Origin of the sequence: Sphingobacterium sp. JUb56 (genome assembly GCF_014191365.1) — a bacterium.
GTDB classification, from domain to species: domain Bacteria; phylum Bacteroidota; class Bacteroidia; order Sphingobacteriales; family Sphingobacteriaceae; genus Sphingobacterium; species Sphingobacterium anhuiense.
This window is the reverse complement of record NZ_JACHWL010000001.1, coordinates 2,018,537-2,031,318: the sequence shown is the minus strand read 5'-3', so window position 1 is coordinate 2,031,318 and position 12,782 is coordinate 2,018,537. Positions and strand designations below refer to the sequence as shown.

At 36.6% G+C, this 12,782-nt stretch carries 11 protein-coding genes; 6 read left to right on the top strand and 5 right to left on the bottom strand.

The window, feature by feature from the left end; all coding sequences use genetic code 11:
* Positions 1–122: 122 nt before the first annotated feature.
* The 4 genes from FHR29_RS08460 to FHR29_RS08445 all read left to right on the top strand — a co-directional run bounded on the left by FHR29_RS08460 (position 123) and on the right by FHR29_RS08445 (position 5,170).
* The gene (locus FHR29_RS08460; RefSeq protein WP_183913769.1) at positions 123–572 is read left to right on the top strand and encodes a hypothetical protein; all 450 of its coding nucleotides are present in this window, start codon (positions 123–125) and stop codon (positions 570–572) included.
* A 125-nt stretch (positions 573–697) separates the two neighbouring features.
* The gene (locus FHR29_RS08455) at positions 698–1,447 is read left to right on the top strand and encodes an AraC family transcriptional regulator (RefSeq protein WP_183913767.1); all 750 of its coding nucleotides are present in this window, start codon (positions 698–700) and stop codon (positions 1,445–1,447) included.
* 61 nt (positions 1,448–1,508) lie between these two features.
* Positions 1,509–2,216 (top strand): transglutaminase family protein, encoded by a 708-nt coding sequence (locus tag FHR29_RS08450; protein WP_183913765.1) that lies wholly within the window; start codon positions 1,509–1,511, stop codon positions 2,214–2,216.
* A 257-nt stretch (positions 2,217–2,473) separates the two neighbouring features.
* A complete protein-coding gene (locus tag FHR29_RS08445) occupies positions 2,474–5,170 on the top strand; it encodes an alpha-L-rhamnosidase (protein WP_260291973.1) in 2,697 nt (898 codons plus the stop codon).
* A gap of 346 nt (positions 5,171–5,516) precedes the next feature.
* Here the strand turns inward: FHR29_RS08445 and FHR29_RS08440 are convergent, their stop codons facing one another.
* Positions 5,517–6,572 (bottom strand): serine hydrolase, encoded by a 1,056-nt coding sequence (locus FHR29_RS08440; RefSeq protein ID WP_183913763.1) that lies wholly within the window; start codon positions 6,570–6,572, stop codon positions 5,517–5,519.
* Positions 6,573–6,762: 190 nt separating this feature from the next.
* Entirely contained in the window at positions 6,763–7,092 is a 330-nt protein-coding gene (locus tag FHR29_RS08435; RefSeq protein WP_183913761.1) for a DUF6122 family protein, read from the bottom strand.
* A 408-nt stretch (positions 7,093–7,500) separates the two neighbouring features.
* On the opposite strand from FHR29_RS08435, the gene FHR29_RS08430 reads away from it, so the two are divergent.
* Together FHR29_RS08430 and FHR29_RS08425 are read left to right on the top strand one after the other, a co-directional pair.
* The gene (locus FHR29_RS08430) at positions 7,501–7,947 is read left to right on the top strand and encodes a nuclear transport factor 2 family protein (RefSeq protein ID WP_183913759.1); all 447 of its coding nucleotides are present in this window, start codon (positions 7,501–7,503) and stop codon (positions 7,945–7,947) included.
* Positions 7,948–8,006: 59 nt separating this feature from the next.
* Positions 8,007–9,812 (top strand): serine hydrolase, encoded by a 1,806-nt coding sequence (locus FHR29_RS08425; RefSeq protein WP_183913757.1) that lies wholly within the window; start codon positions 8,007–8,009, stop codon positions 9,810–9,812.
* Between the two features lie 66 nt (positions 9,813–9,878).
* On the opposite strand, the gene FHR29_RS08420 is transcribed toward FHR29_RS08425, so the two are convergent.
* The 3 genes from FHR29_RS08420 to FHR29_RS08410 form a co-directional block, all read right to left on the bottom strand.
* Positions 9,879–10,418 (bottom strand): GNAT family N-acetyltransferase, encoded by a 540-nt coding sequence (locus FHR29_RS08420; RefSeq protein ID WP_183913755.1) that lies wholly within the window; start codon positions 10,416–10,418, stop codon positions 9,879–9,881.
* Between the two features lie 111 nt (positions 10,419–10,529).
* Positions 10,530–11,378, bottom strand: coding sequence for a sialate O-acetylesterase (locus FHR29_RS08415; RefSeq protein ID WP_183913754.1), 849 nt, complete (start codon positions 11,376–11,378; stop codon positions 10,530–10,532).
* Between the two features lie 224 nt (positions 11,379–11,602).
* Complete coding sequence (locus FHR29_RS08410; RefSeq protein WP_183913751.1) at positions 11,603–12,682, bottom strand: hypothetical protein; 1,080 nt, start codon at positions 12,680–12,682, stop codon at positions 11,603–11,605.
* Positions 12,683–12,782 lie beyond the last annotated feature (100 nt).

The following is a 12,782-nucleotide window of genomic DNA, read 5'->3' as shown; positions in this document are numbered from 1 at the left end:
CAGGTAGTGTCCGATTATGGTTAACCTGTTGTTCTTATCATTCTTCAATAACCTGTTAATGAGTAAAATATGTTTTTGGTAGAATAGTTGGCATTGAGATTCATGAAAAATATAAATTAAAAATGATTATTCAATTTATTGACTCTACTCTTGGAAAAATCGCTAATCATGCATTGATTATTTTATTCAGTTTGTTGTTCATGCTAGCATATGATCAGCAGGAGAAAACGATAGCGAGCACAAAACTTGATGAAGGAGTTGAAATACTTAATTTTTTCTTGAGGGGCACTTATGGATCTGATCCCAGTTCTGAAGCTTCTAGAAATATTGATCGAATTGTTGAGGATGATGCATCTTATGAGAATCACAAACTGATAAGCTTTTTTACAAAAATTAGGGCGGGAAATAGCATTGACTATAATGCTGTGATGAGCCTAAAAATATATTATGATTATGATTTAAATCTAAAAATAGTTTATAACGATGGATCGTCTGAAGCACAATGGAATAATTATAACGCGATCAAGTATTTAAAGTTATTGCAGTATTTCGTGGTAGGTGCGTTTTATTAAAAAAGGTATGAATATTATGATGATCAGGCATCGTTCAGATGTCACCGAATTAAAGGTTCTAAGTCGAGTACTATTTTTGAATACGCAAAGATTTTTTGCATATTACAACGATTAATAATCTTTAAATGAATGATAAAATTCTAAATAAAACATATTTAACTCCAAGTTGGGGACTTTTTGTTGGAAAGTTTGATGATAACGTCCTACATAAACATTATGCCATACAGGTCAGTCTCGCCTCTCGAGGTCATTTGACTGTAACAGATCAATATAATACACAAAAGGATTTTACAAGTTGCTACATCAACAGTAATGTTTTGCATCAATTTACATCTGCTCAAGCGACTTTGATTCTTTTAATTAATCCGCTTAGTAGTGTTGGGCATATGTTGTCAAAAAAACATCAAAAGACTTCTATCACCAGCTTAAACCATGATTTAAAAAAGTTGTCGGATGTGTTTAATTCTTATCTGTTAGCCCCAGATGAGTTTACCGATTTTACGGACAAAATCTGTCAGGTTTTGATCGATTTTAAATGCGGTTGTGAAGCTGAAAATCATGTTGGAGATGACAGAATATATAGAGCCATCCAATATTTAGAACAAAATTTTGACCGTGTCGTCTCACTTAAAGAGATTGCGAATAATTGTTTTCTATCTGAAACCCGTTTTTTACATCTGTTTAAGGAGCAGACAAATTTGAACTTCAGACGCTATCAGATCTGGAATAAACTCATTAAGTCTCTGTCTTTAGTACAAACGCAATCTTTAATTGAAACTGCACATCAGTTTGGTTTTACGGATAGTTCACATTATAACAGAGCTTTTAAAGAGACATTCGGATTATCACCAAAATTTTTATCTAAGTTAAAATAGCCAGTTTATACAATTTTCCTCATTTCAAAATACTGATCTTTGCTATATAAACGGGATGGGGATGAACAATTATTTAAAGGAATCCAAGCTATTAAATTATAGCGACTTGTCGATTCAAAAATTAGTGTCGCAAAGACGATGGAAACAACTTGATGAAGTTGCAAAAATCAGAACCATTTATGACTTTGTGAGGGATGAAATAAAATTCGGCTACAATGCATCGGACGATATCTCCGCTTCTGAAATTTTGAAAGATGGTTATGGACAATGCAATACCAAAGCAACGTTGCTCATGACATTGCTAAGAGCAACAGGAATTCCAAATCGCATTCGAGGTTTTACAATTGATAAAGCACTGCAAAAGGGAGCAATTACTGGAATCTGGTATGTACTTACACCTCGAAACATCTTGCACAGTTGGGTAGAAGTGCAAGTGGGTGATCAATGGTACGCGCTGGAAGGTGTTATTGTGGACAAGCTGTATTTGTCAAAATTGCAGGAGAAGTATGAAGATTGTAAAAAGATTTTCTGTGGTTATGGTGTATATACCAGCAATTTTGAAAATCCACCAATAGAGTGGAATTTAAACAATACCTATATTCAGGATAAAGGAATAAATGAAGATTTTGGTTTATTTGATACGCCAGATGAGCTTTATGCTAAGCATGAACAGATCTTAAATCCGATCAAGAAATTTTTGTATCGTATTTTGGTGCGGCACTTGATGAACAAGAATGTAGCTAAAATTAGAATGGGTAAGCTGTCTTAAATTATTTAGTTTTAAATACAGTGTGTAATTTCCCCTTCTTTAGTCTTTTCTTACTTATTTGTTTTGTTAACGTGCAGGAGCAGGTTGGTACGGGACAGTTATTGTATCAATAATGCTTATATTTGGTCTGTTTGCATACTATTTGGAACCCGTTTTATCTACGTCTAATTATAATTTGCTAGCATAATCTTTTTGAGGTTGATGTCATGGAATGCGCGTTCCTATAGCTAATCTGAAAAATAGATAAACCTAAGCCAATGATTCATACGAGTTATACGCATATTGAAAAGATGAATAACAATAAATCAAGAATGAAAAATATACTATTGCTGGTGAGCTTATGTGCTTCCTGCAATCTTTATGGTCAGAAAAAGGCAGCTGACTTTGAACCTATCGCACTTCAATGTGAACATCTGGTCAATCCATTGGGTATTGATGTGGAGCAACCCAGATTTACCTGGATGCTGAAAGACGATCGGCAGGGGGCTAAGCAAGTGGCCTATCAAGTTATAGTGGGAACTGACTCATTGTCAATCGTCAATAATAAAGGAAATATATGGGATACTGGCAAACTGATGAAAGACAATATTCTTGTCCGTTATGCGGGTAAAGATCTACATGCACTGACACGATATTTCTGGAAAGTTACTGTATGGGATAAGGATGGAAGACCAAGTAGTTCGGACGTTGCTTCTTTTGAAACGGGCATGATGGCAAGGTACAACTGGAAAGGTGCATGGATTAGTGATCATGCGAATGAAAATGATAAACCCGCACCATATTTTCGCAAAAAGTTTACAACGAATAAAACAGTTAAGTATGCTCGGGCCTATATAGCGGCAGCGGGTCTTTATGAGCTTTCATTAAACGGAGCAAAAGTTGGAAAGAACATCCTCGATCCTATGTACACGCGATTTGATAAAAGGCTGTTATATGTTGTCCATGATGTGACTGCACAGATTAAAAGTGGAAATAATGCAATTGGAGTGATACTTGGAAATGGTTGGTACAATCATCAGTCACTTGCTGTATGGGATTTTAACAATGCGCCTTGGCGCAACCGTCCTACATTTTGCATGGATTTACGTATTGTATATACCGATGGGACGGAAGAGACAATTTCATCAGAGCGCGATTGGAAAACTTCTTCAGGGCCCATTATATTCAATAGTATCTACACAGGTGAACATTATGATGCGAGATTGGAGCAGAAAGGATGGGATGAAGCGGATTTTGATGATTCAAAATGGAATGGTGTGCGGTATCGTAGTGCACCTGCTGATTTGATTGTGGCGCAACAGACGGTTCCAATTCGTATGGTAAATACTTTTACGCCCAAAAGTGTTAAAAGAATAGATGACAAAACCTACGTTTTTGACCTGGGACAGAATATGTCAGGCATCACTAAAGTGAAAGCGAGTGGGACAGCAGGAACGGTATTAAAGATTAAACACGGAGAACGATTACATCAAGATGGACGTCTGGATCAGTCTAATATTGATGTTTATTTTAGAGGTGACAAAGAGACTGATCCTTTTCAAACGGATATTTTAATACTGAGTGGCAAAAAGCAGGATGAGTTCATGCCAAAGTTTAACTATAAGGGGTTCCGTTATGTAGAGGTATCCAGTAGTGAACCATTGGACTTGAAAGATCTGAATATTACATCTTATTTTGTCCACAGTGATGTGCCTGCAAAGGGTGAGGTTAAGACGTCGTCGAAGTTGGTCAACGATCTTTGGAAGGTTACTAATAATGCGTATTTATCCAATCTCATGGGGTATCCTACGGATTGTCCGCAACGGGAAAAGAATGGCTGGACGGGTGATGGCCACCTGGCAATCGAAACAGCATTCTATAATTTTGACGGAATAACTGTCTATGAAAAATGGATTGCCGATCACCGTGATGAGCAACAGCCCAACGGTGTTTTGCCGGATATTATTCCAACAGGTGGCTGGGGATATGGTGATGCAAACGGACTGGACTGGACCAGTACAATCGCAATTATTCCGTGGCAGGTATATATGTTTTATGGCGATAACAGGCTTCTGGAAGATTCCTACCAGAATATTAAGAATTATGTCGATTATGTAGATCGTATCAGTCCGGAAGCACTGACTACTTTTGGACGTGGAGACTGGGTACCTGTTAAGTCTACCTCAAATTTAGAATTGACATCGTCCATCTATTTCTATGTGGATGCGACAATTCTGACTGCTGCTGCGAAAATGTTTGGAAAACAGGATGATTATGAGAAATATGATCGTTTGAGTAAGAAAATCAAAAAGGCGATTAATGAAAAGTTTCTGAATCGCTCTACCGGAATTTATGGAAGTGGAACGCAGACTGAATTGAGCATGGCCCTGCACTGGGATGTTGTTCCTGAAGATGTGAAAACAAAGGTCGCTTTTAATCTGAATAAAAAAGTTGAGGAATCCGGTTTTCATCTAGATGTTGGTGTATTAGGAGCAAAAGCCCTGCTGAATGCGCTCAAAAATAATGGCTATGAGGAGTCCGCTTATAAAGTAGCTGTTCAAGATTCTTATCCATCTTGGGGATGGTGGGTCGTTAACGGAGCTACTACATTACTGGAGAATTGGGATCTTGATGCGAAGCGAGATATATCGGATAACCATATGATGTTTGGGGAAATAGGGGGCTGGTTTTTTAAATCTTTGGGTGGGATTTTACCAGATCCTGAGCAGCCTGGATTTAAACATATTCTGCTGAAGCCCATATTTCCGAAAACACTGGATCATTCCGAGGTTACACATGTTTCGCCGTATGGTGATATTGTATCAAAATGGAAAAAGAATAAGAATATTGTTATTTATGATGTAACAGTTCCGGCCAATTCGACCGCAACTTTTTCGCCGCCTAGCAATGCAAAAGATCAACAGGCGGTGGAGCTTGTGGCCGGTAAGCATCAAATAAAAGTACAGCTATTATAGATAGAGATGCACCGGATGTCACTTTTTTGCTGTAAATCTATATGCGGATACTTGTACTACTACTAGGAATTAAGACAGATTTGGGTTTTACAAGTCTTATTGAAGTTATGAGCGCAGTACGGCGGAGTTGTTGTCGAAAGGTATGTGACAACTTATCGTTTTGGAAGTTCTAAACTGTTCTGTCATTCAGAATAAATACGCTTATCTATGATTGGGTAAGCGTATTTATTATAGTAGTTTTTAAATTTGCGGAGCTATTTAAAAAATGTGTAGTTAACAGGTTTGAAAATGAATACTTCATTGCCCACATTTCTGCTTGAATAGCCATGAAGTGTAGGCCTCATCTTCATTTCAAAAGATTGCCTTCTTTAAAGATTCTTCTGATTTCCTGTTCAAAATGATAGGCAATATCAAAATTTTCATTCCCTACATTTTCCATTATGATAACACTGGTTTTTGTTTTTGGATAGTATAAATTAACCGCCGTAAAACCTTCTGATGGGTGAAATCCTGTATGGCCAATTTCAGCAATACTGTCTTTATCATTTATTCGCAAACCATAGCCGTAACCAATAGGATTTTTACTGAAAAGCTGATGTGTGTTGGTTATAACATAACTTGTCATCACTTTGTAGATGGTAGGTTTTAGAACTTTTCCCTGATGTAAACATGCATTCCATTTTGCAAGATCGGGTGCAGTAACAATTAAGTGACTGCCAAAAGTATTGTTAGCATCAAAACTTAATTGTTCGTTGCGTCTAAAAGTTCCGTCTTGTAGGATGGTATGTCCTTTTGTTAGTAATTGGCTATTGATTTCATTTGGATAATAGCTATCGCTCATGTGACAATTTTTAAATAATGCTGTCACTAAAGCTTCAAAACTTTTCCCACTTTGTTTTTCAAGAACAAGTCCCGCAACATAATAACCCACATTAGAATAACTGAATGAAGATCCTGGTTTAAATTTCAATGGTTTGTCTATATCGTCGCTGTATAATCCTGAAGTGTTGTTGAGCAGTTGATGGACGGTGACGGTATCCGCCCAAGTATATTTCAAATCAGGCAAATATTTACGAATAGGTTTTTTCAAATCAATTTTCCCCTTTTCTACTTGCTGTAAAATAAGTGCTGCGGTAAATTGTTTGGCTATGGACATGGTAGAAAACTTGTCGTCAATTTTTAAGGGGATCTCTTTGCTTAAATCAGCTCGTCCGTATGCTTTTGCATATTTTGTTATTCCATTTTGTTCAATGTAAACTACCCCACTAAAATCTCGTGGACTTTTAGTTAGCAGTAAACTATCAATTTTTGTTGAATAGTTGTCTTTTAATTGTGCTGATGAATGGCAACTTGTCAATAGAACTGTTGTTGCAAGAAATATTAGTTTTAAAATTGGCTTCATTTAGCTTCGGGATATAAATATCAAAGTCTAGTTTTTAATGTCCGTCGATAATAGGTAATGAACGTGAATCAGTTCTAAAATAATGGTTTTAGTCTGCTCTTGATGTTATGATTAATAGTTGCGCTCTTTGTTTTTTCTCTGATCATCAATGGTATGATTATCTAATAATTACCTTTTAAGATCTTGTTGATCAATGCCATTGACAGTCTTGCCAGTCTGTTAACATATGAAAGAGTAAACCAACCGCAATAATTCGAGTTTTAGGAAAAAAGAGTAAGATAAAGTATACTGCAATTGCATAATAGGAGTGAAGTGGATGAAAGCCTATACTGCAACGATCTGGTGCGAATATTGGAGTCGCTAACAAATGATCAAGATCAACCAGCATTGTAGCAATCATGATTAACCAGGCACGTTTCCATTGTTTTCTAAAAAACACATAAGAAAGTAATCCTGGAGCTAAAAAATGTAAGCTATAATGAATGAATGTCTGTAGGTAATGTAATTTCTCAATATCCATTTAATAAACAAAATAAAGTGATAGATGTCGTTTTTCGGCCTCTCTAATTTCTGCAAATATAAGGATCAAAAAGTTAAATATTGAAGGAAATCACATCCTGATTATCGGTCTTTTTTGGTGGAAGAAAGACGGCTAAAGATGATGTTTGATCCTTCATCTTATAGAGTTTTTATTGAAATGATCAGTAGCATTATCGCCCTCATTAATCGTCTTGTATAAATTTTGGAAAGTATCGCTATTTGGCGCAATTGCAATTCAGGTTGATGTACATATTTTCACCTATAAATTCCCTGTATTCACCGAGTTTTTCCTGAGCTTAGTCTAAATGTCATCGTGTTCGATTGATTTACAAACTATTTTTGAATCAATAAAAGAACGACTAACCATCAATATAAAAATAAAGACATTATGAAAACTTTAGCAAACACATTCGTAGCAGTAGCCTTGATCGTAATATCGACTTTCACTATGGCGACCGCAAAACCAAAAGTACTGAATAAAAAAACAGTTGTCAATCTATCGACAGCAGCGCTAGCTATCGACCATTACGTAGCGATTATGACTGCGGGTGAATCAGCAGGGCTAGAAAATCTTTTTACTTCAGATTTCACACAAAAGATAAACGCAAAAGAAGGGCGGACCAATAGTCGTTCAGAAGTCGTTTCATTCTTAAAAAAACAAAAAGGGGATCAACTGAACTGTAAAACGAGTACCACAATCGTAGAAAATTCCGTTGATTATAAAGTAGCGAGAATAACCATGCAGTTTGAAGGATTTACGAAGACTGATCTTGTAACTTTGGTCAATGACGGCGGTAACTGGAAAGTGTCGCAATCGATTAATACATATCAGTAATTCATTTGCAAATCATAAAGGAATTCAGTGTTCAATTTTTACTTTTAGCCAAGATAAATATGATAATTATAAAACCGCTCTCCCTTACAATTATTCTCGGAATGTTGGTGGGAAATGCTTCTGCACAAACTCACATGACGATTCAAGAAGGTATTTCCAAGGTCGAAGCTGGATTAATCCCACCAGTCCGTTTTGAGGGCGAAGCTTCTTGGGATATCGTTTCCCGGATGCAGTTTTATAACGTTCCTGGGGTGAGTATAGCTGTTATAAAAGATTCAAAAGTTATCTGGAGTAAAACGTATGGCTATGCAGATCTTGATTCTAAAACGCCAGTAACTTCAAAAACACTTTTCCAAGTAGCGTCGATGAGTAAGCCTGTAAGCGCTTATGCGGCTTTGAAAGCCGTGGAAGAGGGAAAGTTAGACCCTGATAGTAATGTTAATCTATATCTGAAGTCATGGAAAGTTTCTGAAAATGAATGGACTAAATCGAAAAAAGTTACACTAAAAAATATTGTGAGCCATACTGCTGGTTTTACAGTAAGTGGATTTCCTGGTTATAAGGTAAGTGATCCTCTTCCTACTGCTGTTCAAGTGTTGGATGGCGTAAATCCGTCCAATACTCCTGCAGTTTTTGTTGATAAGCTTCCGGGGGCTAATTTTCGATATTCAGGTGGTGGATATACGGTGATGCAACAGATGCTTTCGGACCTCGAGGGGAAAGATTTTACGACTATTATGCATGAAAAAGTGCTCCTCCCTCTTGCTATGCACAACAGCAGTTTTGCACAGCCACTTCCAGTAGCACAAGCGCAGTTCACAGCAACAGCCTATGGTGTCGATGGACGTAAAGTGGAGGGACGATACCATATTTATCCGGAGCAGGCTGCTGCGGGTCTGTGGTCTACGGCCGAAGATTATGCTAAGTTTGTCATCGATATTCAAAATACACTTAGTGGCAAAAGCAGTAGGGTAATTTCCAAAAAAATGGCAGAAGAATTTACGAGTCCGTTTATTGAACCTTTTATAGGTTTGGGCATTTTTCTAGAAAATTACAACGGAGAGGTTTATGTGACCCATGGTGGTTGGAATGAGGGATTTAGTAGTGGTTTTATTGGAAGTAAAACAAGTGGTGACGGAGTTGTGATTCTTACAAACACCAACAAACCCCTGTTTATCAATGAGCTCGTGAGATCCGTTGCATTAGTCTACCATTGGCCCAATTATATTGCACCAACTAATCAAATTCTGCCGTTAAGTCCGCAAGATTTAAATTCTCATTTAGGGAACTACAAGTTTGAAAAATATGGTTTTATCAAAGTCTATAAAGAAAATGGTAAACTGATGACAGTTCGCAATGTGGATGCTCCGGTGGAACTTATCAAAGTTGGGGAAAATACATTCGCTATGCGAGACTGGAATTTCAAGGTGAGTTTTGATATAGATTCAAGTTCTGGTAAAAAAGAACTTGTACAGACTTTAGCTGATAAAACTGTTCGATCTAAAAGTCCTCAGATTGGTAGCAATGAAATTGTACCCTTAGCATTAATTTTAGAAGGTCATTTTGAAAAAGGTGTAAAGGCATATCAAAAGGCAAAACAAGAGGATAGCCAACATGAGCAGCTTTCAGAAGGTTTTCTGAATGGTACAGGATATGAACTGCTCCATCAGAAAAAAAATGCTCAGGCTATTGCTGTTTTTAGCATTAACACGATCTTGTATCCAGAGAGTGAAAATGTCTACGATAGTTTAGCTGAGGCTTATCTCAAAGACGGACAGAAAGAAAATGCAAAGCTGAACTACCGAAAAGTGCTTGAAATCAATACTAAAAATGAAAAAGCCCGTAAAATCTTAGAAACGTTATAACCTTTCATGAATGCCATAGTCACAAAACTAAATTTAAGACTATGGCATTTAAACTTGTTTTTATGATTATGGTCTTAACGTGTAAGTAACTATATTTTCTATGTTTACGTGTTTGTTGTTGTAAGTCTGGTTTTCAAATACAAAATTTAGCTTTTTCAATATTGCTACAGAATTGCTATTATCTGATGAAGGAAATGCAGTAATTACTGCTGCTTTCAAATTATTGAAAGTGAATGTAAGAACAGCCTGCAAAGCTTCTTTCATATAGCCTTTTCTCTGAAATTCTGTTAACATTTCATAACCAATCTCGACCATATCAGATTCATGATCAAAGTTCCAGCAACAGACCGAACCGATTAAAGCATCATTATTATTTAAAGTGATCACCCAGTACAGACATTCGTTCTTTTTTACCATTCCATTGATTCTTTCAATGTATTTGATTGCCTGTTTTAAATTGGTCGCATTGTCCCGGCCAACAAAATTGTTTGTAACTGGATCGGAATGTAGTTTATGAATGAAGTTATAATTCTTCCTGAGTATTTTTTTTAATGTTAACCGTTCTGTATGCAGCGTTGGAAAATCTGTAAAATTTAAGTTCAGCATATGTTCTGTTGAAATGATTGAAAAGGGCTTTTTAGAATTTCTTATTTAATACATGTATTGGAAAACTTATTTTGTTATGATAAAATCAAACGTTATTATTTTTTGTGCTACTTATGAAATACCAAGAGCTTTCATTTTTATTAAAAATTCTTCTTGAGAAATCTCTCCAGAACCAAATCTGTGTTGCAAGAGCAGCTTATTTTCATTTTCAGTCATAGGTCTTGTATATAGATCTTCTACTCGTGCTTTTTCATTTAATAATGGTGTAGTTATGTGCTGTAATTTGGCAAAAGCCTCATAATATCGAACCCCTAATATTCTTTGAGATTTTGCATCGAAATGAAGCTGATCTTCATTTGCAGTCAAATTTTTGGCTGTTACATAATAACAATGTGCGTGTGATTGTGCATACTTTAACAATTCTTCATTGACTTTGGGGTAGCTTGTAAAATATTGGCCATAAAGCCCGTTTGTTAAGAAGTTTCCAATCTCACCAATAATCAAAGGCAGATGCGGAGCGTCCAATTGTGAGCGTAATTCAGTTATTATTTTTTCAAATTTATCACTATAATGTGCCGCAGTATGGTCAAAACTATCGTTCTCGCCCTGATGCCATAGTATGCCTGCTAATTGGCTGCTGCGGATCGCTAACTTGGCCTGCGCAACTGCATGATCAAAAAGTGCACCCCCAATAGACCAGTCATCTAGGCTTGTGCCACCATCTGCACAGGGAATGAGTCCAATTTCAAGTTCTTTGTTGTGTGCTTGCCATGAGGCTGCGAATGAAGAACTAAGGCCAACCCCTGCGGTAGAGCGGTCATTATGGATAGGTTCAAACATGATCTGCCACCTGCCATTGCGTAAAACTTTAATATTTTCATTTAATATCTGAGGTACATCATTTAGGTAACCTCGGCCTGCCATATTTGATTGGCCAATGAGTAAAAAAGACTGTATCATTTGACTGTATTCAATTATTCCTTATTATAATATCAAACCTATAGGAAAAATACGACATAAATGTAATAGCGATGAATTTTTTAATCGATAAAGATGCTAAAGTAATTGCAAGGAACTGAACTGATGCATGTCTTAAAAAAGGTTTTGAAAGTAAAATAAAAGGTGCGGAATTTATTATCCCGCACCTCGTTAATTGTTTGCATCGTATTAATAGTTCTCACTTATTAATACCTGACTTGCAATGCGATCTCACCTAAATCAGCTAGGTCGGTCTGAGTTGTAAATACAACGCGACCTTTTTTAGACAGTACTTCCCAAGCGATATTGCTAACAATATCATCTATGGCATCTTCTAGGTTCGCATCGTCAACGAGATCAAATGTTCTTTCGTCAGTCATGACTACAGGCTGCGAAAAATCATTATTAATAATTAGAAGTTCCCCGCGACCATCCAGGGAAGCTTGATAGATTTCTTGCAAATCCGTCAGTACTTTACCTGTTCCTACGGCTTCTTTCATCTGACTGATGGCGTCGGTACGTTGCTGCTTTTGTAATGTTTCAATAATCTCCCAAGATTGCTTTACAATTTCATGAGGAGCAACGTGATTATAATTTATTGGAGCATGTCCAATATAGGCCGCTGGTATATCAGCTACTTCTTGTAATTTGACATAATTATCTTCTGTACTGATGACCACACAAGCCAATCCGGTATCGTGATGCAGTTTTACGAATGCCTTATCGACGGTATTTAAATATTCACGCACCATATTATCTACTTTCCGGGCATTACTGGCTTGATCTGCGTTGGCCACCTGAAGCGTATTCTCCGGAAAGGGAAAGTCATCATTCTTTATTTCAGTAACTATGCTATCATTTACGGCTTCATAAATTTGTACACCACTTTGTGATAGTAACATCAGCAAATAGTTTGTACTTCTATTATAGGATTTGATAAGTGAGCGAACAGCGAATCTTTCGGAGATATGTACGCCTTCACGACTTGTTTCCCATGCTGATTTTATTATTTCTTCGGTATCATTAGAGAGAAAAATATGGAGACTGTCCAGATTATAATTGAGATCGATCTGCGTCGTTATCGTTTGTATTTTTTCCAATAGGGGGGCTATTGTTTTTTTATCAAACGTTGTTGTTAATCTATCTTCGGCTTCTTTAAGTAAATTCTTCAAGGAAACTGCATCTGTGAGGTTATCCGGGTGAGTACGATGCGTATTCAGCGAGATGGTTACACAAGGATTACTTTTTACATTGGCGATTTTCTGTAATTGTTCTTTTAATATCATAACTTTTACATTTTATTTATCAGAAATTTAATTTGAAACTGATAATTGTTGAGTGTTTTGTTAAGATAGTTAAAAAATGTTTAATATCAAAGAAATCAGG